Consider the following 20,541-nt stretch of genomic DNA (forward strand, 5'->3'; position numbering starts at 1 on the left):
GCACCTCCTGTCGTTGTGCGGGCATCGCCATTTGATCCTGCAGGCGCTTGACGGCATCATGCAGGCAAAGGGCGATACCCTGCGCAATGAGGAGAGCATGATGACGCTGCGTTTGAAGCAACTGGCGGTACTGGCAGTGGCGGGGGTGAGCGCAATCGCCCTGACCGGCGAAAGCATGGCACCCAGGGCCGAAGCGCTGGCGATGCAGGCGCAGGCGATCACTGCGCGTGAAAAAAGCCAGGGCGCTGAAGCGCATCCCAAGCTGCTCGAGGAATTCGGCGGGGCCTATCAGGTGCCGCAGACCAGCTATGTCGTGCAGGTCGGCAAGGGCATCGCCGTCCAGTCGGGCCTGGGCAACGCGCGCGACGATTTTACCGTGACGCTGCTCAACTCGCCGGTGAACAACGCCTTCGCGATTCCCGGCGGCTATGTCTATGTCACCCGCCAGCTGCTGGCGCTGATGAATGACGAGGCCGAGCTGGCCGGCGTTCTGGGCCATGAGGTCGGCCATGTCGCGGCGCGCCATTCCGAAAAGCGGCAAAAGGCGGCGCAACGCAACAGCATCATCGGCTTGCTCGGGCAGATCGGCGCAGCGGTTCTGCTCGGCGATGGCACCGCGGGCCAGCTGGGCCAGCAGCTTTTCGGTACCGGCAGCCAGCTGCTCACGCTCAAATACTCGCGCAAGCAGGAGGAAGAGGCGGACGATCTGGGCGTGCGCTATCTCAGCCAGGCCGGCTATGATCCGCAGGCACTGTCGTCGATGCTGGCGTCGCTCGCTGCGCAACAGGCCATCGACGCACGCGCACAGGGTGGTGACGCCCGGTCGGTACCGGAATGGGCGAGCACGCACCCCGATCCAGCGCGCCGCGTCAGCCGGGCCGCGACAATCGCGCAGAAATTCGGTGGAACTATGCGCAACCGCGATGCCTTTCTGAGCCGACTCGATGGGCTGCTCTACGGCGACGATCCCAAACAGGGCATGGTCCAGGGCAGGGAGTTCGTGCATCCGGAACTCGGCCTGAAATTCGCCGTCCCCCAGGGCTTCGGCATGCAGAATGGCACGAGCGCGGTGACGATCAGCGGTCAGTCCGCCCAGGCACAGTTCACGATGGGCAATTATAGCGGCGATCTGTCACGCTATGTCGATCAGGCCTTCGCCGCAATCGGCGGCAACCAGCGGATCGATTATGGGCAGATCCAGCGCACGACGGTCAATGGCCTGCCCGCCGCTTACGCAACGGCGCGGGTCACGGCCAATCGCCAGATGGTCGATGTGACGGTGTTCGCCTATCAGTTCGCCAATAACCGCGCCTATCATTTCGTGGCGCTGGCACCGGCGGGGCAAGGCGGGGTGTTCACGCCGATGTATCAGAGCGTCCAGCGACTGTCGGGCGCCGAGGCTGCGCAGATCAAGCCGCGCCGCGTGCGCATTGTCACCGTGCAGCGCGGCGACACTATTCAGCGGCTGTCGGCGCGCATGGCCTATGACGATCTGAAGGCGGAGCGCTTCATGGCGCTCAACGGGCTTGCAGCAAACAGCACCCTGACGCCCGGCCAGAAGGTCAAGGTCGTGACCTACTGACGCAAAAAGGGCCGACGGTTCCCCGCCGGCCCTTTCCAATAGGTTAGTGTCAAGTATCAGACGATACTTAGTTGCCCTTGGCCACTTCCGAGCCGACCTTGTTGAAGGTGCCCGACAGCTTGGTGCCCAGGCTGCTCATGGCAGTGATGGCGGCGACGGCGATGAGAGCGGCGATCAGGCCGTATTCGATGGCGGTCGCGCCCTTGTTGTTCTTGATCAGGTTACGAATCTTGGTCATGTCAGGTCTCCTTGAGCTATCTTCACTTCCCCGCTGGTTCCGGCTGGTTTCCGGTTGAGCCTCGTCGGGATACTTCAGATTGGTTTTGAATTGGTTAAGACGGATCGCGTATAAAAATTTCCGACAGTCAGCAGTTCAATTATTGTTCACTTCAGATCCCACCTTGTTCCACATCTTCGTCGATTCCGAAGCGACGCCCTGAATGGCCACCATCGCGGCGACCGCGATCAGGGCAGCAATCAGGCCATATTCGATGGCTGTCGCACCGGCTTTCGACTTCACAATCTTGACGAAGGTCTGGAGCATGGTGATCCCGAAGCTTGTGCGGGGCCCGTTCACCCCGGGACCCAAAATCGCCTGAAACTCTTGCCAATTCGTAAAAATCGGACCGCACTATGGAAATTTATCCGACACTTTTCCCCGTTGTGGCGGCATTGATGGCCGATGCCCAAGGGCGCATCCTGGTCCAGCAGCGCCCGGAGGGGACGGCGATGGCCGGGCTTTGGGAGTTTCCGGGCGGCAAGATCGAGCCCGGCGAGACCCCGGAAGCCGCGCTGGCGCGGGAGCTGGCGGAGGAACTGGGCATTGCGGTCGATCCCGCCGATTGCGTCCCGATGACCTTTGCCAGCGCAGCCCTGGGCAAGAAGCACCTGATGCTGCTGCTGTTCCGCTGCGTCCGCTGGCAGGGAGAGCCGCGCGCACTGCATGCCAGCGACCTGCGCTGGGCGACGGTCGATGCGCTTTACGATCTTCCGATGCCGCCTGCCGACCTGCCGCTGCTGCCCATCATCGCGCATATGCTGGGGCAGATCGGTCCGCGCGCATGAATCTTCTGCAAGCCACAAAAAGGTGTTGCCAAGCACAACGCCGCTGACTATTGGCAGCCCTCCAACGCGCCCGTAGCTCAGCTGGATAGAGCATCAGACTACGAATCTGAGGGTCGGACGTTCGAATCGTTCCGGGCGCGCCATTTTCCAAAAAGCATGATCAGGTGAACCAACCCGCATTGCGGGACCCGCTTCTGCGTGCGCTTGCGACATGGTCAGATGGTTTCATTTGACACCAGTTTGGCGGCTGGCTATCTTCCGGGCAAATCTGGAGATAGCAGGAGTGCGCGGTAATGGCTGATCTGTTCGAAAACCCCCTGGGCCTGGACGGCTTCGAATTCGTCGAGTTCTGCGCGCCGGAAAAGGGCCTGCTTGAGCCGGTCTTTACCGCGATGGGCTTCACCCGCATCGCGCAGCACCGGTCGAAGGATGTGCATCTGTGGCGTCAGGGCGATATCAACCTGATCGCCAATTACGAGCCCGCCAGCCCCGCTGCTTATTTCGCTGCCGAACATGGCCCCTCGGCCTGCGGCATGGGTTTCCGCGTGAATAATGCGCGCGCCGCCTACAAGGAAGCGCTGGAGCGCGGCGCGGAGCCGGTGGAAACGAAGACCGGCCCAATGGAACTGCGCCTGCCGGCCATCCGCGGCATCGGCGGCGCGATCATCTATCTGATCGATCGTTATGCCACGCTCGACAATCCCGATGCGCTGTCGATTTATGATATCGATTTCGAATATCTGCCCGGCGTTGACCGTTTCCCCGTGGGCGCGGGCTTCCGCATGATCGATCACCTCACGCACAATGTCTATGGCGGTCGCATGGACCATTGGGCGAAGTTCTACGAGCGCGTGTTCAACTTCCGCGAGATCCGCTTCTTCGACATCAAGGGCGAATATACCGGCCTGACCAGCCGCGCGATGACCGCGCCGGATGGCAAGATCCGTATTCCGCTGAACGAGGAAGGCGCCAAGGGCGGTGGCCAGATCGACGAGTTCCTGCGCGCCTATAATGGCGAGGGCATCCAGCATATCGCGTTCATCTGCGACGATCTGATTGCCTGTCTCGACCGCATCAAGGCGCTGGGCGCGCCGCTGATGACCCCGCCGCCGGGCACCTATTACGAGGCACTGGAAGAGCGTCTGCCGGGCCATGGCGAGCCGGTCGAGGAACTGCAGTCGCGCGGCATCCTGCTCGACGGATCAACCGAGAACAACGATCCGCGCCTGTTGCTGCAGATTTTCGGGCAGCCGCAGATCGGCCCGGTGTTCTTCGAATTCATCCAGCGCAAGAAGGATGAAGGCTTCGGCAACGGCAATTTCACGGCGCTGTTCAAGTCGATGGAAGAAGACCAGCTGCGCCGCGGCGTGCTGAAGGTCCAGGAACCGGCGGAATGACCGCGCCTTTCGCGCTCTCGCGCATCCACCATGTCGCCTATCGCTGCAAGGACGCGAAGGAGACGGTGGAATGGTATGAAAAGGTGCTGGGCATGACCTATACCAGCGCCTTTTCAGAGGATTACGTGCCGTCGACCGGCGCGTACGATCCGTATATGCACGTGTTCCTCGATTGCGGCGGCGGCAATGTGCTGGCGTTTTTCGAGCTGCCCGAGCAACCCGAGATGGGGCGTGATCCGAACACCCCGGCCTGGGTTCAGCATATCGCCTTCGAGGTCGCCGACCTCGATGCGCTGCTGGCGGCCAAGGCGCATATCGAGGGGCTGGGCATCGACGTGCTGGGGCCGACCTTTCACGGCATCTTTCGCTCGATCTATTTCTTCGACCCCAATGGCCACCGCGTCGAGCTGGCCTGCAATATCGGCAAGCCCGAACATTATGCCGAGCTCAAGCGCGTTGCACCGTTGATGCTGGACGAATGGAGCCAGACCAAAAAGGCCCCGCGCCATGCGGACTGGTTGCACAAGGATCCTGATGCGGCGTAAGGGTCCTGCCGATGACCTTTGAAGACCAGCTCGAACGCTATTTCGGCACGCGCGATCCCTCCGCCATCGCCCCGCAGGCGGTGCCGGCGGCGCTCGAGCGGATGCAGGTCGATCTGGGGCTGGCGACGGTGCCCGGTGAGCGCTTTGCCATCTGGTGCATGCTGTTCATGTTCGGCCAGGCCCCCGATATCGACGAAACCTTTGCCGACCGATCAGAGCGCGATCTGGCGCGCGATTTCATCGAGATGTCCGAACAGGCTGGGCAGGGGACTTGACCATGGCCGAGATCATCAATCTGCGCCAGGCGCGCAAGGCGGTGAAGCGCAAGCAGGTAGAAACCATAGCCGCTGCCAACCGCGCGAAATTCGGTCGCACCAAGGCGGAGCGTCTGGCGCAGGCGAACGAGCAGGAGCGGGCGGCGCGGTTGATCGAAGGCGCGCGGCGGGAAACCGACTGATGCGCTCGACATCCGATCAGGTCAGCGTCCGGCTCTATCATCTCGATGGCGAGGCCGAAGGCGGCGCGGCATCCACCCTGTTCTACGGCCCGCTCTCCGAAGCGCTGCGTCGGGCAGAGCTGGAGCCTGCAGAGGTGCAGGAAGGCCTGTTCATCGCGACCGACAATGATGTCGTGGCCTATCTCGACCTGATCGAGGGCTGAAGCTGCCCTGAGCCCAGGCGCAGAGGCTGCGACCGGTCCTGTCCACTGGCCTTGTCCAGGTTGCGTGTTTCCTAATCGTCCAGGATGAGGCATAGCTGCGGCCATGATTGCGTTCGGGCCGATGAGCATCACGCTGTTGATTTGCGCGGTGCAGGGTCTGCTGCTGGCGACATTGTTATGGCGTGCACCGGTCAACCGGGCGGCGAATCGCTGGCTGGCCTTGCTGATCGTCTCGGTGGCCGCGCTGATGACGCCGTATATCATTGGCTATGCCGGGTTCTACGAGCTCTGGCCCTGGCTCAGCTTTGCGCCCTTGTCGTATACGCTCGCCTTCGGGCCATTGCTTTACCTGTATGCATCGACGCTGACCGGCACCCGGCCGTCGATGGTGTGGCCGCACTTCGTGCCGGTGTCGGTGCAATTTTTGGCCTATGCGCTGGTGTTTCCGTTGCCGCTGCCGACCAAGAACTGGTGGAACACCGTGGCGCATGGCGTGTTCATCGATCCCGCGTTCGATGTCGCGGCGCTGATCAGCATCGCTGCTTATGGTGTGGCGGCCTATCTGCGCTACCGCGCCTATCGCGCCTGGCTGGGAGACAATCGAACCGACGGCGCGGTGTTCGAGCCCAGTTGGATTCGCAATTTTCTCGCCGCGCTCGCCTTGATGGCGGCGGTCTGGACGGGGTTTCTGGTCGCCAAGCAGATCGATCCGTCGCGCGACTATTTCGATCAGTTTCCGCTCTATATCGGGTTTTCGATGCTGGTGCTGTATCTTGGCATCGGTGGTTGGCGGCATTCGTCCATGGCCTTTCCGGCGATGATCGCGCCGCCGTCGCCCGAGCTATCAGAGCCAGCCGAGCCTGTGACACCGGGCCGCGATTGGGCTGGGCAGGGCAACACCTGGCTGGAGCGCATCGATGCCGAGCAATTGTGGCGCGATCCCGGGCTGACGCTCGCGGGACTGGCGCGCATCCTTGGCACCAACACCAGCTATCTGTCGCGTGGGCTGGGCGCGGCGGCGGGCGAGAATTTCAACGCGATCATTAATCGCCGCCGCGTCGCAGAGATGCAGCGGCTTCTCGCGGTCCCCGGTGAACAGCGCGACCTGCTGACCCTGGCCTTTGAGGTTGGGTTCAATTCCAAGGCCAGTTTCAACCGCGCCTTTCAGGATTTCGCCGGCACCAGCCCCAGCCAGTGGCGTCTCAAATCACAAAAATCGCTCGCCGCCTGATCATTGAGGCGCGCAGTTCTGCGATCCTGGCCAGAAGGGCGGTAACACCTGCCAACTGGAGCAACCCCATGAAAAGCCTCTATCTCGCCGCCGCCGCCCTGCTCGCCCTGCCGCTGCCGCTGGGCGCGACCACTGCCCAGTCTGCCCCTGCCGAGACACCTGCGGCACCGGTTTATGCTGTACGCATGCTGAGCGCCGAACAGGCGACCGGCGATGTCACCCTGCTGCGCCGCGCGCTGGAGACGGTCCATCCCGGCCTCTATCGGTACAGCAGCAAGTCCGATATCGACGCAGCCTTTGCGCAACTGGAAGCGTCGGCAAGCAAGCCGATCAGCGAGCTGGCGCTGCACGGCGAGATCGCGCGCTTGCTTGCGGCGATCCATTGCGATCACAGCAAGGCGGAAATGTCGGATGGGTTGAGCGCATTCCGCAATCAGAACCCCACCCACATGCCGCTGCGCTTCCAGCTGATCGAAGGGCGCATGATCGTGCTGTCGAACGACGGCCAGCCGGGTGCGCCGCCGGCAGGAAGCGAGATCCTTGGCATCAATGGCATGGCGGTACCGGCGTTGCTGCTCAAGCTTGCCCCGCTGGTGTCCTATGACGGCACCACGGATCAGGCGATTGCCGCCAAGCTGGCCGATGACAGCGACCTGATGGGCGATGATTTCAACGAGAACTATCCCGCGCTGTTCGGCTTTCCCTATAGCTGGCAGGTGGTGTGGAAGCCGGTTGGCGGCAGTGACAAGTCGACGGTTGTCCTGAAGCCGATCCGGTTCGCGCAATGGACCGCGCTGGCCGGACCCGGCGCGAAATATCGCAGCGAATTCTACAACGCGATCACATGGCGGCTGAATGGCAAGGTCGCGCGGCTGGGGATCGATACCTTCGTCAACTACCGCAACCCGGTGCAGGCCACGGCATTCCTCAGCGGCTTTTTCGCCGCGATGGCGGAGGCGGGCACCGAGCACCTCGTGCTGGACCTGCGCAAGAACGGCGGTGGTTCCGAGGACGTGTCGGTCGCGCTTGGGCGCTATCTTATCAACCGCCCCTTCACCTGGTCGCAGCCGATCCGCTACAAGGCCGTGCGCTATGGCGACCTGCCGCAGTATTTCGAGACCTGGGGCGACCGCGAGGCACGTTTCAACCCGCCTCTTGCAGCCTTTACCCGATCCAATGACGGTTGGTATGATCGCATACCGGTGCTCAGCGGAGCGCAGCTGAGCGATGCAGATACGACCTTTCAGCAGCAGCCCATCGGTGCGCTCGGGTTTTCGGGTCGAATTACGATCCTGAGCGGCCCGCGTAATGGATCGGGCGCAACGCGGACCATCGCCCAGCTGAAGGAAAAGGCGGGTGCCGTCGTGATCGGTGAAGACAGCGCCGGGAGCGCAGAAGGGCCGACTTCGGGCAGCATCTTCCTGATGAAGCTGCCTGAAAGCGGGATCAAGGTGCGCATCCCCGAAGCCTGGAACCGCACCGCAATCGCCAGTTTCACTCCGGGCAAAGGGGTCGCGGTTGACCAGCTGGTGGTCCCCACGCTTGCCGATTTCGAGGCAGGGCGCGATCGGACGATCGCCGTGGCCCAGGGGCTGCTCACCGCACCTGTCGATACCGGAGCGGCGGTGGCCAAGGCGCTGGCAGGCGATTGGAGCGGCACGCTCGACTACCGCGACTATTGCAAGGATAGCCGGGTGACGCTGCCCACCCAGATGCAAAGCGACGGCCGAATGCTCGCATGGACGTTCGATGATGGCCCGGGCAAGACCGTGCGCTCGTCCGAGACCTGGGTTTTCAGCGCATCCGGCCAATCGCTGATCATCACGGCGGGCAAGAACGCTCCCGAGCCATGGCGTGTTGCGGAATCGCGGGCTTCGGCGGATGGCGCTTCGTACACCCTGGTGCTCGAAGGCGAGAGCATCGAGAACGATCGCAAGGTGCTCGCCCGCAAGATCCTGACCCGCGACGGCAATCGGCTGCGCATCACCAAGCAGACCCGCGTTGCAGGCGAACCCTTTCTGATGCGGCAAAGCTATGAACTGCGGCAGTGAGGCTGGGCAGGCGAGGTCGCTGACCTGCGCGGCTGCCCGATCAGGCTAGCCTCTCGATTGTCCCGCAACATCCAGGATGCACCGCACGAACCCTTGCGGATCGTCCTCCTGGATGAAGTGGCTGCCGCTCAAGGTGCAGTGGTTCTGCCCCGCAGTCCCCGGCACACGGCCCACGAACAGTGCATCGCCGCCGCGCGTGATTGGATCGCGGTCGCTGAAGCAGCACAGGAAGGGCTTGGTCCACTGGTCCAGCACTTCCCACGCCTTCAGCTGATCGGGCACCGCGACATTGGGGCCCAGCGGCACGAAGCTGGGGAAGATGCGCGCGCCAGCCTTGTAGCTGCCATCGGGGAAGGGGGCGTCATAGGCGGCGATCTCGGCCTCGGAAAGCGTGCGTGCGGTGCCCCGGGCGATGATCTTGCCGATCGGGAAGATCGGGCTGTACTTGGAGAACGCCCGCCAGATGGCAAAGGCGCGCGGCGCGTCCTGGCCGGCGGGCAGGCCGCCATTGGACAGGACGACGCCGTTGAACCGCTCGGGCATTTCAGCGACAAGGCGCAGGCCGATCAGCGAGCCCCAGTCCTGGCAGGCGAGCGTGATGTTCTTGAGATCGAGCTTCTCGATCCAGCGGCGCATCCAGGCGACATGGCGGGCATAGCTATAGTCGCTCTTGCGCGCGAGCTTGTCCGATTTTCCAAAGCCGATCAGATCGGGCGCGAGCACGCGATAGCCGGCATTGGCAACAGGGCCGATCATGAAGCGGTAGAGATAGCTCCAGCTCGGCTCGCCGTGCATCATCAGCACGACCGGGGCATCGAGCGAGCCTTCGTCGACATAATGCACGCGCATCCTAGTGCCATCGTCCGGATCGGCAATCTCGGCATAATGCGGGGCGAATGGAAAGTCGGGAATCCCTGCAAACCGGCTGTCCGGCGTTCTCAAAACCCGCATAAACCCTCCGCTGCCATCATCTTATGGCATAGCGTATGACATATGATTGGTGCGCGCGCAACCGGGCGATGTTTACCAGTCAGGCTTGGCCGGTGCGAAAGGCTTCGCGCACGGCGTCGCTGCGCGAGTTCACCTCTAGCTTGCGGTAGATGGATTTGACATGCGTGCCGACGGTATGGGGCGAAATGCCCAGCGTGCGTGCAGCCTCCTTGTAGCTCTGCCCCTTGGCAAAGGCCTGAAGCAGTTCGGTTTCGCGTTGTGACAAGCGGTTTTCCGGATTGGTCGCAATCGGCCCTGGAGCCTCGGCTTCGGCGCGCAGAAAGCCGAGCAGATAGATGGCCGCTGCCGGGCTGACCGGTGCGCCGCCTTCCAGCGTGGCGGCGATGCCATCAAGGATGACCTGCGGCGTGCTGTCCTTGAGCAGATAGCCATCCGCGCCCGCCATGATGGCTTTGACCACGGTGTCGCGATCACCAAAGGTGCTGATGATCAGCGCCTTGGCCGATGTCTGCGCCTTGATCCTGGGCACCAGATCATAGCCTAGCCCATCGGGCAGGCCGATATCGAGCAGGAACAGGTCGGGCGACTGGGTGAGCAGCGCGTCGGCACTGGCGATATCGGGCGCCATCCCCAGAATTTGGTAGCTGGGCTCCATCGCGATGATGCCCTGAAAATACTGACGCACCATCGGATCGTCCTCGACAATGGCGATGCGCGCTGCGGGGCGTTCGGTTCCGGTCATGCGGTCTTATCCCCCGGAACCGATGCGATGCGAAGATACCATGATATGGGATGTCATTCGGCAGCCACCGTCCCGCGCATTGGCAGCGACAGGGTGATCCGCGTGCCTTTGCCGCCTGCGCCCGGTTCAACCGCGACATGGCCCTGCACCGATGCGGCGCGCAGCTGCATGTTGGTGAGGCCTCGTCCGGCCTCGCCGGTGGTGTTGATGCCCTTGCCATCATCGTCCACGGTCAGCACGAGCCCTTGACCCTCGCGCACCGCACGGACAGCGATGCGCGACCCGCCGGCATGTTTGAGCGCATTGGTCACAGCCTCCTGCAGCACGCGGAAGATCTGCAGCACGTCGCGCGGGCCGAAATCGGCGACGTCGGCGATGGCCGGGTCCTCGTGCCATTCAAAGGCGATTCCGGTCGCCTCGATCCGCGGCTGCACGCGCGCCTTGAAGGTGGCCAGCGCGGAGCTGAGCGATTCGCCGACCGAATCCATCGAATCGACCATCAGCCGCATCTCGTCGATCACCGATTGCAGGCCTTCGGCCACCACTGCCGGCTCCGCAACGCCGACGCGCGCGGAAAGCATGATCGACATGAGCTGGCTGCCCAGGCCGTCGTGCAGATCGCGCATGATGCGGCGGCGTTCCTCGTCGAGCGTCTGCTGACGGATCAGCGCCTGCTCGCGCTGCGCGGCTTCGGCGAGCTCCGCCTCGCGCTGTTCGACCTTGGCCTGCAGCATGGCGTTGAGCGCGCCCTGCGACTGGAAAAGCCGGAAATTGCGCGCCAGAAATGCTGCAGTCATCGCCAGCAGCAGGAAAACCGAGCTGTTGAGCAGATTGCCTTCGCCCAAGCCCCATTGCGGAAACCAGCTGCCAAAGGCATCGAACGCCAAGGCGGTCGCCATCACGGTCAACAGCACGCTCTCGATCAGCCTGTCTTCCTTCTGGCTCGCGAAATGCCAGATCAGCCGGGCGATGACGAAGATCGTCGATCCCATCAGATACCAGATCCAGATCGACGTGGGGGTATCGAACCCTTGCGGCATCGGCACGCGATAGATGTGCCACGCGATGACCGCCATCGTGGTGCCGTAGAGTGTCAGCATCACCGGTTGCAATCCCCGCATCGGTTGCCGCGTCCAGCTGTCGATGAAGCACAGCAAGGCTGTCGGGATGAACAGGTAGATTGCAAAGAATGCCAGCATTCGCCCCCAGCCATCGACGGGAGGATCGAGCCAGAGCGAATAGGTCATATAGGCGACGAAGGCAGCGCACAGCGCGCTGAGCCAGGCGGCAAAGCGCCAGTCATCCGAGCGGAAGATCATGATCGCGGCAAGCAGGCCCAACATCCCGAGCACCGCTGCCGAAAGACCGTAAAAGCCGTTGATGAGAAACAGCCGCCGCGAGCTGAACCGTTCGAGCGCGCCGAATTCAGAAATGATCGGCGGATAGATATCGGTATAGGGATAGCCGTTGCGTACGGTGACATAGTTGAGCTGGTTGACGCCCGGCCGCAACAGTCCGGCAGGAATACGCGTCAGGAACGTGGTCTGGCCATCGAACGAAACCCTGCCCGGCTGCATTCTGCCGCGGGCATAGAGCGTCGAGCCATTGACCGCCATCCGGTAGTTGTCGACCTGCAATGTGGAGATGATGCCCAGGCCATCGGCGGGGACCTTATCGACCTTGAAGGCGATGCGGACGCTGAATATCGCGGTGTCGCAGCAATGGGTCCAGGGCAATTCGATCGGCTTGTAGTCGCCCTTCGCAGCGGCCTCCAGCGTTGGTTCGGCAATGCGGGCAACGCTCGTTTCGACGATCTCCATCGGCGGCGGAGCCTGGCTTCGGTCTGCATGCAGCCGCGGATCGATCAACAGCCAGTAGATCAGTTGCACGCCGATGATCGCCAAGCCGAAAACGGCAAGCTGCCGCCAGTAAGCGCTACGCAAAGCCCCTTGCATCCATATTCCCCCCCCATTTTAAGGGAGGGATGCAACATATTCTTAACCGTGAAAAGGGGTAACGCGAAGGCCCATTTTTGCGCCATGCCAAGCACCGGTGGCGCATAAGGCCGGTTGGCGGGTCAGCAGCGCGGATTGCTTGTGCGTTGCAATGCTTGCATGAAGCGCAAGACAGATCACCAGACGGGTATGGGTCTTGGCAGGATATCACGTATCGCATGGCGGACTATATGATGCGAACGCTCAGCCAGGCTGCGCGAATGAGGGGGACAAAGATGAAGCAAATGCTGTTCTGGCCGCTGGCATCGGCTGCCCTTGTGCCGCTGCCGCTATGGGCGAATGATAGCCAGGCCAGTGTCACCATGGGTGGCCTCGTGCTCGAACAGAACGAGCAGATCAGCATGGACAGCGAGGACCTGTACCTGTCACTCGATCGCGTGCGCGTTCGCTACACCTATACCAACCATAGCGATAAGCCGGTCACGGTGCTTGTTGCCTTTCCGCTTCCTGATGTGCCGCTGGAAGGCAGCGATTCCGAATGGCTGGAGGCAGGCTATCCCGATTGGGATGTGATCGACATGCAGACGCTGGTCGATGGCCAGCCCGCGAAGCTGTCACGCATCGATATCGCCAGGGTGAACGGCAAGGACATTGGCAAAAGGCTGAAGGCGCTGGGATGGCCGGCTGTCCATTGGACCGATCCGGATTTCAACGCCCGCCTGAATGTGCTCTCGGCCGATCAGAAGGCTGCGCTGATCGCCGAAGGCCTCCTGACCACCGAATATGTCTTCGAAGGCGATGTCCGGCCGGCATGGACGGTGTCCACCAGCTTTGTCCGCACGCAGACATTCGCACCTGGCGTGCCGATCATCGTCGAACACAGCTATGCGCCGATGCTGGGCGGCACCGTGGGCAGCGGGCTTGGCCGTGATGCGCGGGTGGCCCCGGGTGGCCGGCTGGATCCGGAGAGCGATTATATCAAGCGCTATTGCGTCGATGATGCCTTCCTGCGCGGATTTGATCGCAAGCGTTATCTGCCTTCGGGCGAAGAGAACCCGAAGGTCTACCCGATGGAACAATGGATCGGCTATGCGCTCAAGCCCGGCGCCAACTGGAAGGGCAAGATCGGGCGCTTTCACCTCACTATCGACAAGGGCGAGCCCGAGCGGCTGGTCAGCCTGTGCATGGACGGGCTGCGCAAGGTGAGCCCGACCCGGTTCGAGGTCACCAAGACCGATTACGAGCCCGATCGCGATCTCGACCTGCTGTTTGTCTCCATGTCGCGGCTCGAAGGCGAACCGTAATGCCTGGCTATCCCATGATATGGGACCCATCCCGCATGGGATACCGCGCCTGAAGCGCCCCGTCTAATCCTGCTACCAGCAAACCGCATGGTAACAGGAGAAGACAATGCCCAAGACCCAAAACCGCAAGAAGCTGCTGATCGGCGCAGGCCTGTCGCTCGCCAATCTGGCGCTGATCGGCGGCATGGCCATGGCCACCATGAACATGCCTGCACAGGCGCAGGGCCAGAACCGCGAAACGATCGTCAAGCCGAACCGCGCGGTGGCGTGCCCCTCGGGCTGGCGCACCCCGGATGGCGATACCTCGCTTTGCGAACCCATGGGAACCACCGCACCCAAGATCTATGCCAAGAAGGAAAAGGAGACCTGCGCGGACGGCTATTACGAAGTCTATCGCCTGTGGTGCTCCACCAAGCGGCCCTGATCGGCTTTGTTCGGCGGGCTCTGGCTGGCGACCGGGCCATTGCCGTGCCGTCATGGCCTGCTCGGGCGGGGCAGCCGATCGTGCCCGCCGGGCTGCTCCTCCCGACCAAGGGATGTTGATAGCACTGGCCATTGCGACCCGTGCCAGTGCGATCAACCGGGAGCGCGGGACACCCCCCGCGCTCCCAAATGCATGCATGGGGCATGCCCGCATATGCACGCATGGCAGGTTCGCCGCTCTTTACAGGGCCGGATGCTGGTTTTGGACGAGCGATCACCCATATTCTGCAAGGCGGCGAACGCGTCCGGCCCGGTAACGCGGCCGAGACGCGGGGGGTGCCGATGCGGACAGGGAACAGCCAATGCCAAGATCGTCGATGCCACGACCGCCGGTTCACGCAGAAAGCCATCAGATCGCACGGATCGGGTGGCTGCGTGCCGCCGTTCTGGGCGCGAACGATGGCATTGTTTCCACCGCTAGCCTGATCCTGGGGGTAGCCGCATCCGGTGCGGACCGTCAGGCGCTGCTCGTCGCGGGCACGGCCGGGCTGGTCGCAGGCGCGATGTCGATGGCGGCGGGCGAATATGTTTCGGTCAGCAGTCAGTCCGACACCGAAGCGGCTGACCTCGCCCGCGAGCGCACCGAACTGGCCGAAGACCCCGAATTCGAACGCGCCGAGCTGGCCGCGATCTATGTCGGGCGCGGTGTCGATCCGGCAACGGCGGATGTGGTCGCGGCGCAGATGATGGCGCATGATGCACTTGGCAGCCATGCGCGCGACGAGCTGCATATCAACGACATAACCGCCGCGCGCCCGTTGCAGGCGGCGCTGGCATCGGCGCTCACCTTCACCGTCGGGGCGGCTCTGCCCTTGCTGCTCGCAGCGCTGCTGCCGATGAGCTGGATGGTTCTCGGCGAGGGCACGGGATCGATCCTGTTCCTGGCCCTGCTGGGCGCGGTGAGTGCCCGGGCGGGCGGGGCAGCTGCGGCAAGGCCTGTGATCCGCGTCGTCTTCTGGGGCGCGCTCGCCATGGCGCTGACTGCAGGCATTGGCCGCCTGGTGGGCACCGCGATCTGACGCGCTGACCGGTGCGATCTCGCTGCGGTTGCGGCGCGGTCCTGATCCTGCGCGTAGGGGATGCGCCGCGTTGGCGGCTTCATGACGGCCAACAGCACCGATTGTTGCAGCCCTGGCGGAAGAGGTGGTATGATTAAGTTAGGTGTATTTATTTGATCGATAATCGAAATAAAAATTCGTGATATTCCTTATCACGTTCAGTTCCCTGCGTATCAAAACGCCGTTCTCAGACCGTGCCTTTGCTATGCTAAAATACACTATTGGTAACGACGATTCTCTTATCCCGCCGGTGAGGCCTCCGGCTTCGGAATTATTGGGCGGCTCGCCTTCAGCGATCAGCGGCTGACATTGCTTTTCTCGATGTTGCGCAGTGTCCAACGATTATCTTGCTTTCGAACAATCGCCGGAGCGCCAGATCGGCAACCGGAAACACGGCTTCGCCATGCGCGAGCGTGCCCGAAGGAAACAACAGAAGATGCCAACTAGGGTATCGATCGCATGGCCGCCCCAGACGTCGTTTGCGGCGATGAGGGGGCTGTCACCCCCGCAAGGCAGCCTTTCGTATCCTTGTCGAAATAGGCGCGCACCAAGGCGGATCGCTGAGCGCCAATAGCGTCAATTTTGCAAATGATACTGCTTTCGGGTCGCTTTATCCCAAATCATGGCTCTTCAAAAACCAGGTGCAATTTTCGCCGCCTCTCTGGCAATCGAATGACGGTCCTTCTGGTGCCGGACGAAGATCGACGGAAAACAGCCCTCGATACAAGCAAACAGTATCGGCAGCTCTCGACCCATAGTCGGTCATTCCATGCGGCTGTCATCGCTATCCGCATTCGTCAAAAGCTGCCCCTGAGCGATCACCTGAGTGCACTGTGAACGAGCGCATCTAGAGATGCTTGACTGGGATCAGCCTCCGCATGGCGCGGCTTGCATAAACCTATTCGCGGAATGCCTCGTCGGCCACCCGTGTGATGGGGGTCAGGATGTAGCTCAGCACGCTGCGCTTGTCGCCGAGCAGGCTGACCGAGGCGACCATGCCCGAGCCGATCGGTAGCTTCTTGCCGCGTTTGTCGGTCAGCGCGGCGGCGCTGGTCACGACGCGGACGAGATAAAAGGACTCGCCCGTGCGTTCATCGATCACCGCATCGGGCGAGATGCTAGCAACCTTGCCCTCGAGCGAGCCGTAGATGGCCGAATCATAGGCGGTGACATCCACTTTCGCGCGCTGGTTGATATGCACGCTGCCGATATCCTGCGGGCGGACCCGGGCCTCGATCTGCAACTGGTCGCGCAGCGGCACGAGCTCGACCAGTGGCTGGCCCGGCGCGACGCTGCCGCCGATGGTGGTCACCAGCACGCGGTTGATGCGGCCCGCGACCGGCGCGCGCACGGTGGTGCGCAGCACCCGGTCCGCCAGTACAGGGGTTGAAGGGGTACGCGCGGCAAGTTCTGCCTGGACGCCTGCAAGCTCGGTCGCCGCGCGGGCGCGCCATTCCTGCCGGACGCGGTTGGCCTCGGCAGCCGCTTCCGAGGCGGCGGCGCGCGCGCGGCCCAGCGCCTCGGTCTGCGCCAGCGCTTCGCTTGCGGAGATGCGCGCGGCATTCTGCGCCTGGACCAGCGCCAGGCGCGGTTCGATTCCGCGCTCGACCAGCGGTCGGATCATCTCGAGCTCGCTCGCGGCGGCCTCGCGTGCGGACTGGCGCGCGGCAAGCATCGATTGCGCTTCCAGCACCGCGCGGCCCGCCTGTGCCTGGCGTGCCCCCGCCCCGGCGAGCAGGCTGGCGAGCTCGGCCATGCGCGCATCGTGCAATGCGCGCTCGATCCGTACCTGCGCCGTATCGGCCCCGGCAGGATAGACGGGCTCACGACCGTCCAACTCCGCCTCGAGCCGCGCGATCTTGGCCGAGAGCGCCGCCGTGGCCGCGCTGTTGCTGCCGAATTCGGCACGGGTCTGGGTGGGGTCGAGCTTCAGCAACACCTGCCCCGCCTTCACGTCCATGCCGCCGCGCACCAGAATCTGCGCGATCAGCCCGCCCTCGAGGTTGGAGATGATCTGCAACCGTGAACTTGGCACCACCCGGCCTTCGCCGCGCACGGTGCGATCAATTTCGGTAAACGCCGCCCAGAGCACGAAAATCGCAAGAAACGCCAGGATAGCCCAGAGAAGCAGGTTCGACGCTTTGGCCGGACGCAACCGGTCGAGTCGCTGTTCGATCGTCGTCTCGTCCATCGTCACACCGCCCGTACCGTCGGGGCGCTGCCCTGAACGGCTGATGCCGCGCCCGAGGCCGCGCCCGCCTTGTTCAGCACTTCGTCGCGCGGGCCGTCGGCGACGATCTTGCCGCCTTCCATGATGATGACACGATCGACCAGCCGCAGCATCGGCGGGCGATGGGTGATCAGCACCAGCGTCCGCTCGGCCAATTCGGCGGCGAGCCGCTTGATCAGCCGCGCCTCGGTCTGCACGTCCATGGCACTTGTCGGCTCATCGAACACCAGCAGCGGCGGCGATCCGGCGAGCGCGCGCGCCATCGCGATCGCCTGGCGCTGCCCGCCCGAAAGGCTCTCGCCGCGATCGGCGAGCACGAGGTCATAGCCATTGGCCATCACCCCGATGAAATCGTGCGCGCCAGAGACATGCGCCGCGCGCAGCATCTCGGCATCGTCGACGCTTTGGCGCCCCAGAATGATATTGTCGCGGATGCTGCCGCTCAGCAGCACGCTCTCCTGCAGTGCCACGCCCATCCGCGCGCGATAGGCGGCGGGGTCGATCTGCTTCATGTCAGTGCCATCGATCAGGACCAGCCCGTCGGCGGGCGCGTACAGCCCCATGATCAGCCGCGCGATGGTCGACTTGCCCGACCCCATGCGGCCCAGGATCGCGACCTTCTCGCCGGGGCGGATGCGCAGCGAGACATCGCTCAGCGCTGCTTCGGCCTGGCCGGGATAGCGGAAGCTGACGTTGCGCAGCTCGATCTGGCCTGTCACCTTTGGCGCGATGGCCTTTTCCGCCGGACCCTCGGGCGGGTGCTCGAGCATTGCGTTGATCTGCGCATAGGCGGTGCGCGCCTGGGTCAGCCGAGTCATCAGTTGCGCGATCTGGCCCAAAGGGGCAACCGCGCGCCCGGCGAGGATCGAACAGGCGATCAGCCCGCCCATCGTGAGGTTCTGGCTCGCGATCATGCCGACGCCCGAAACAACGACGCCAGCATAGCTGATCGTGTTGGCGATCACCGCGACATTGACCGCGAGGGTCGAGACCAGCCGCTGGTTGAGCGAGATATGCGAGTGCTTTTCCATCGCCGCCTGCCAGCGTGCGCCCAGCAGCGGCGCGGCATTGTTCGCCTTGACAGTCTCCAGCCCGCCGATCGCCTCGACCAGCACCGCCTGCTTTAGCTGCGCCTGCTGCATCGCGCGCGCAGAAAGCCGGTCGAGCGCGGGCTGGGCGAGCAGCGAGACGATGATGACCAGCGGCACCATCAGCATCGGCACGAAGACCAGCGGACCGCCGATGATCGCGATGACGGCAAGCGTCACCAGGATGAACGGCAGGTCGACCAGTGCGGTCAGCGTCATCGAGGCGAAGAAGTCGCGCAGGCTTTCGAGTTCGCGCATCATCGCGGCGAGCGATCCGGTCGAGCCTGAGCGCACGTCCATGCGGATCGCCAGCAGCCGGCGGAACACCGTGTCGCCGATCTCTTCGTCGATGCGGGCTCCTGCGATATCAGCAAAATAGGCGCGCAGGGTCCGCAGCACGAAATCGAAGATCACCACGATCGCCAGGCCGATGGTGAGCGCGATCAGCGACGAGGTCGCGTTGTTGGGCAGTACGCGGTCATAGACCGTCATCGTGAACATGGACGTGACGATGCCGAACAGGTTGATGACCGTCGCGGCGAGCGCAACCTTGGCATAGATCGCGCGGTTGCGCTGCATCGGTTCGGTCAGCCATCGGGCAAAGCGCGGGGGGCGTTCGACGATATTCACCGGACGGCCTCCCAGGTGGTGGGCGAGAGCCGGTCCAGCCCCAGGGCCGGGAGCAGCCCGCCGGTGCGCGCGAGCAGGACGTAGCGCGCCAGATCGAGATCGACAATGCCCTGGATATAGGCGGTAGCAGTGGCGAATAAGGCGTCCTCGGCGCTCAGCACGTCGAACAGCGATCCGCGCGCGACGCGGAAACGCTCGGTCAGCACATCGCGCGAGATACGCGTGGCGACATAATTGTTGCGCAGCGCGACCAGCTGCTCCTCGAGCGCGCGGACATCGGAGGCAGCGATGCTGGCCTCGCGCAGCGCCTCGTCGCGCACCCGGTCGGCGCGGGCGCCATCGGCCATGGCGCGGGCTGCCGCCTGGTCGGCGCGGGCATCGCCGCCGCCGAATAGCCGCAGTCGCACATTGAGCCGCGCGCGCACGTCGTAATCGATATCGGTCTCGAAAACGCCATAGCGTCCGGCGTCGACGCTGGCCGAAATGCTGGGCAGAAGGTCGGCGCGCAGCGCCTGGGCATCGCGGCGCGAGGCCTTGGCTTCGGCCTCGACCGCGCGCACCGCTGGCGTCGCCTCGATCGCCTGGGCGATGGTCTCGGCATCGGGAACGTGCACCGGCGTCGGCAGTGGGGCGCGTTCGATCCTTTCGGGCGGCACGCCGAGCAGCTCGGTAAAGCGCGCGACGGCCCCGGCCTCGGACCGGCGGAACCCTGCGAGCCTTGCCCTCGCCGCCGCGATTGTGCCGTCGATGCGGATCCGGTCGGCGCGGGCGGACACCCCTTGCGCAATGCGCTGATCGATCGCCTCGCCGAGCGAGACATGGCTGGCATCGAGCGCCTCGCCTAGCGCAACCAGCGTCCGCGCCGCGAACAGATCGTACCAGGCGGAGATCGCGCGCAGGCCGACATCCTCGGCGACGCCGGTAAAGCGCGCTTCGCTGCTCGTCACGCGCTCCTCGGCTGCAGCGATGCGATCGCCGCTCGCGCCGAAATCGATCAGCGGTTGGGTGAGCGAGATCAGCGCGTCTGTGCGTTGGCGCGCGCGCGAGCGTTCGATGATGTTCTGCGGATCGTTGGAAAATTCGCGGCTGAGCGTGCGGAAGCTCGAGATGGAGAGTTCGCCCGCCGGCAATTGACCCGCCTTGGCCAGCCTGCGCCCGGCGACTGCCTCAAGGTTGCGCGCCTCAGCCTCCGCAATCGCCGGGCTTTCCGTGGCGGCCTCCTGCAGCCGCTGCTTGAACAATGCCAGCCCGCCATCCTGCCGTTCGAGCGCGAGCAGCGGATCCGAATCCATGTCGATCGAAAGCGGATCCGATTCGGGGATAGGCAGCGCTGTCGGCTGGGCACAGGCTGGCTGGCCGGTCAGAACCAGCCCGATCAGTCCCGATGCCAGAAACACGCGCAATGCAAACCCTCGCTGCTTGAGGTCGTACGGAGCCAGGGTGCCGTCGGCCAGAGGGGGGCGTTGGCGCAATTCGATGGCGTTTTCATGACAACCAGGATCTGTCTCAAAAATGGACATGCAGCCGCCTTCATCCACAGAAATTTCGCCTATGCCATTAGATTTTCAC

General features: G+C 63.6%; 20 protein-coding genes and 1 tRNA gene. 13 read left to right on the plus strand and 8 right to left on the minus strand.

Annotated features, from left to right (window positions below; translation table 11 throughout):
* Positions 1 to 97: 97 nt before the first annotated feature.
* A complete protein-coding gene (locus tag OU999_04200) occupies positions 98 to 1,582 on the plus strand; it encodes a M48 family metalloprotease (GenBank protein ID WAC24403.1) in 1,485 nt (494 codons plus the stop codon).
* 67 nt (positions 1,583 to 1,649) lie between these two features.
* Here the strand turns inward: OU999_04200 and OU999_04205 are convergent, their stop codons facing one another.
* Together OU999_04205 and OU999_04210 are read right to left on the minus strand one after the other, a co-directional pair.
* Complete coding sequence (locus OU999_04205; GenBank protein WAC24404.1) at positions 1,650 to 1,820, minus strand: Flp family type IVb pilin; 171 nt, start codon at positions 1,818 to 1,820, stop codon at positions 1,650 to 1,652.
* Positions 1,821 to 1,955: 135 nt separating this feature from the next.
* A complete protein-coding gene (locus OU999_04210; GenBank protein ID WAC24405.1) occupies positions 1,956 to 2,126 on the minus strand; it encodes a Flp family type IVb pilin in 171 nt (56 codons plus the stop codon).
* A gap of 89 nt (positions 2,127 to 2,215) precedes the next feature.
* On the opposite strand from OU999_04210, the gene OU999_04215 reads away from it, so the two are divergent.
* The 9 genes from OU999_04215 (at position 2,216) to OU999_04255 (ending at position 8,531) form a co-directional block, all read left to right on the plus strand.
* Positions 2,216 to 2,647 carry a (deoxy)nucleoside triphosphate pyrophosphohydrolase gene (locus OU999_04215; protein ID WAC24406.1) on the plus strand — a complete coding sequence of 144 codons (432 nt, stop codon included), beginning with the start codon at positions 2,216 to 2,218 and terminating at the stop codon, positions 2,645 to 2,647.
* Positions 2,648 to 2,713: 66 nt separating this feature from the next.
* Positions 2,714 to 2,790 (plus strand) — tRNA-Arg (locus OU999_04220).
* A 150-nt stretch (positions 2,791 to 2,940) separates the two neighbouring features.
* Complete coding sequence (hppD, locus tag OU999_04225; protein ID WAC24407.1) at positions 2,941 to 4,044, plus strand: 4-hydroxyphenylpyruvate dioxygenase; 1,104 nt, start codon at positions 2,941 to 2,943, stop codon at positions 4,042 to 4,044.
* Complete coding sequence (locus OU999_04230; protein ID WAC24408.1) at positions 4,041 to 4,589, plus strand: VOC family protein; 549 nt, start codon at positions 4,041 to 4,043, stop codon at positions 4,587 to 4,589. Before hppD ends, OU999_04230 begins: the two co-directional genes overlap by 4 nt.
* An 11-nt stretch (positions 4,590 to 4,600) precedes the next feature.
* Positions 4,601 to 4,864: a hypothetical protein gene (locus tag OU999_04235; protein ID WAC24409.1), complete on the plus strand. Its 264-nt coding sequence runs from the start codon at positions 4,601 to 4,603 to the stop codon at positions 4,862 to 4,864.
* Positions 4,865 to 4,866: 2 nt separating this feature from the next.
* The gene (locus OU999_04240) at positions 4,867 to 5,046 is read left to right on the plus strand and encodes a DUF4169 family protein (protein WAC24410.1); all 180 of its coding nucleotides are present in this window, start codon (positions 4,867 to 4,869) and stop codon (positions 5,044 to 5,046) included.
* A complete protein-coding gene (locus OU999_04245) occupies positions 5,046 to 5,249 on the plus strand; it encodes a hypothetical protein (protein ID WAC24411.1) in 204 nt (67 codons plus the stop codon). Before OU999_04240 ends, OU999_04245 begins: the two co-directional genes overlap by 1 nt.
* 121 nt (positions 5,250 to 5,370) lie before the next feature.
* Entirely contained in the window at positions 5,371 to 6,480 is a 1,110-nt protein-coding gene (locus OU999_04250) for an AraC family transcriptional regulator (GenBank protein WAC24412.1), read from the plus strand.
* A 68-nt stretch (positions 6,481 to 6,548) separates the two neighbouring features.
* Complete coding sequence (locus OU999_04255; GenBank protein WAC24413.1) at positions 6,549 to 8,531, plus strand: S41 family peptidase; 1,983 nt, start codon at positions 6,549 to 6,551, stop codon at positions 8,529 to 8,531.
* Between the two features lie 45 nt (positions 8,532 to 8,576).
* Here OU999_04255 and OU999_04260 read toward each other — a convergent pair whose 3' ends face one another.
* The 3 genes from OU999_04260 to OU999_04270 form a co-directional block, all read right to left on the minus strand.
* Positions 8,577 to 9,482: a haloalkane dehalogenase gene (locus tag OU999_04260; protein WAC24414.1), complete on the minus strand. Its 906-nt coding sequence runs from the start codon at positions 9,480 to 9,482 to the stop codon at positions 8,577 to 8,579.
* Positions 9,483 to 9,561: 79 nt separating this feature from the next.
* A complete protein-coding gene (locus OU999_04265) occupies positions 9,562 to 10,224 on the minus strand; it encodes a response regulator transcription factor (protein ID WAC24415.1) in 663 nt (220 codons plus the stop codon).
* A gap of 53 nt (positions 10,225 to 10,277) precedes the next feature.
* On the minus strand, positions 10,278 to 12,179 hold the full coding sequence (locus OU999_04270; GenBank protein WAC24416.1) for an ATP-binding protein: 1,902 nt from the start codon (positions 12,177 to 12,179) through the stop codon (positions 10,278 to 10,280).
* A 275-nt stretch (positions 12,180 to 12,454) separates the two neighbouring features.
* Here OU999_04270 and OU999_04275 point away from each other — a divergent pair, with 275 nt between their 5' ends.
* The 3 genes from OU999_04275 to OU999_04285 all read left to right on the plus strand — a co-directional run bounded on the left by OU999_04275 (position 12,455) and on the right by OU999_04285 (position 14,985).
* Positions 12,455 to 13,483 (plus strand): DUF4424 family protein, encoded by a 1,029-nt coding sequence (locus OU999_04275; protein WAC24417.1) that lies wholly within the window; start codon positions 12,455 to 12,457, stop codon positions 13,481 to 13,483.
* A gap of 106 nt (positions 13,484 to 13,589) precedes the next feature.
* Positions 13,590 to 13,907, plus strand: a complete 318-nt coding sequence (locus tag OU999_04280) for a hypothetical protein (protein WAC24418.1) — start codon at positions 13,590 to 13,592, stop codon at positions 13,905 to 13,907.
* A 361-nt stretch (positions 13,908 to 14,268) separates the two neighbouring features.
* Complete coding sequence (locus OU999_04285; GenBank protein WAC24419.1) at positions 14,269 to 14,985, plus strand: VIT family protein; 717 nt, start codon at positions 14,269 to 14,271, stop codon at positions 14,983 to 14,985.
* Between the two features lie 937 nt (positions 14,986 to 15,922).
* Here OU999_04285 and OU999_04290 read toward each other — a convergent pair.
* Genes OU999_04290 through OU999_04300 form a run of 3 tightly spaced genes read right to left on the minus strand, consistent with a single transcriptional unit; the run spans position 15,923 to position 20,369 of the window.
* Positions 15,923 to 17,215, minus strand: coding sequence for an HlyD family type I secretion periplasmic adaptor subunit (locus tag OU999_04290; protein WAC24420.1), 1,293 nt, complete (start codon positions 17,213 to 17,215; stop codon positions 15,923 to 15,925).
* A gap of 2 nt (positions 17,216 to 17,217) precedes the next feature.
* Positions 17,218 to 18,972: a type I secretion system permease/ATPase gene (locus OU999_04295; GenBank protein WAC24421.1), complete on the minus strand. Its 1,755-nt coding sequence runs from the start codon at positions 18,970 to 18,972 to the stop codon at positions 17,218 to 17,220.
* Positions 18,969 to 20,369: a TolC family protein gene (locus tag OU999_04300; protein WAC24422.1), complete on the minus strand. Its 1,401-nt coding sequence runs from the start codon at positions 20,367 to 20,369 to the stop codon at positions 18,969 to 18,971. Before OU999_04300 ends, OU999_04295 begins: the two co-directional genes overlap by 4 nt.
* Positions 20,370 to 20,541: the final 172 nt, after the last annotated feature.

Origin of the sequence: Blastomonas sp. SL216, assembly GCA_026625625.1 — a bacterium.
Lineage (GTDB): Bacteria > Pseudomonadota > Alphaproteobacteria > Sphingomonadales > Sphingomonadaceae > Blastomonas.

Bases quoted from the DNA above. Each gene is read 5' to 3' on its own strand.
- OU999_04205 (WAC24404.1), bottom strand. From the start codon at position 1,820: ATGACCAAGATTCGTAACCTGATCAAGAACAACAAGGGCGCGACCGCC.
- OU999_04245 (WAC24411.1), top strand. From the start codon at position 5,046: ATGCGCTCGACATCCGATCAGGTCAGCGTCCGGCTCTATCATCTCGAT.
- OU999_04230 (WAC24408.1), top strand. From the start codon at position 4,041: ATGACCGCGCCTTTCGCGCTCTCGCGCATCCACCATGTCGCCTATCGC.
- OU999_04215 (WAC24406.1), top strand. From the start codon at position 2,216: ATGGAAATTTATCCGACACTTTTCCCCGTTGTGGCGGCATTGATGGCC.
- OU999_04270 (WAC24416.1), bottom strand. From the start codon at position 12,179: ATGCAAGGGGCTTTGCGTAGCGCTTACTGGCGGCAGCTTGCCGTTTTC.
- OU999_04265 (WAC24415.1), bottom strand. From the start codon at position 10,224: ATGACCGGAACCGAACGCCCCGCAGCGCGCATCGCCATTGTCGAGGAC.
- OU999_04260 (WAC24414.1), bottom strand. From the start codon at position 9,482: ATGCGGGTTTTGAGAACGCCGGACAGCCGGTTTGCAGGGATTCCCGAC.
- OU999_04285 (WAC24419.1), top strand. From the start codon at position 14,269: ATGCCAAGATCGTCGATGCCACGACCGCCGGTTCACGCAGAAAGCCAT.
- OU999_04210 (WAC24405.1), bottom strand. From the start codon at position 2,126: ATGCTCCAGACCTTCGTCAAGATTGTGAAGTCGAAAGCCGGTGCGACA.
- OU999_04255 (WAC24413.1), top strand. From the start codon at position 6,549: ATGAAAAGCCTCTATCTCGCCGCCGCCGCCCTGCTCGCCCTGCCGCTG.
- hppD (WAC24407.1), top strand. From the start codon at position 2,941: ATGGCTGATCTGTTCGAAAACCCCCTGGGCCTGGACGGCTTCGAATTC.
- OU999_04240 (WAC24410.1), top strand. From the start codon at position 4,867: ATGGCCGAGATCATCAATCTGCGCCAGGCGCGCAAGGCGGTGAAGCGC.
- OU999_04290 (WAC24420.1), bottom strand. From the start codon at position 17,215: ATGGACGAGACGACGATCGAACAGCGACTCGACCGGTTGCGTCCGGCC.
- OU999_04200 (WAC24403.1), top strand. From the start codon at position 98: ATGATGACGCTGCGTTTGAAGCAACTGGCGGTACTGGCAGTGGCGGGG.
- OU999_04235 (WAC24409.1), top strand. From the start codon at position 4,601: ATGACCTTTGAAGACCAGCTCGAACGCTATTTCGGCACGCGCGATCCC.
- OU999_04250 (WAC24412.1), top strand. From the start codon at position 5,371: ATGAGCATCACGCTGTTGATTTGCGCGGTGCAGGGTCTGCTGCTGGCG.
- OU999_04275 (WAC24417.1), top strand. From the start codon at position 12,455: ATGAAGCAAATGCTGTTCTGGCCGCTGGCATCGGCTGCCCTTGTGCCG.
- OU999_04280 (WAC24418.1), top strand. From the start codon at position 13,590: ATGCCCAAGACCCAAAACCGCAAGAAGCTGCTGATCGGCGCAGGCCTG.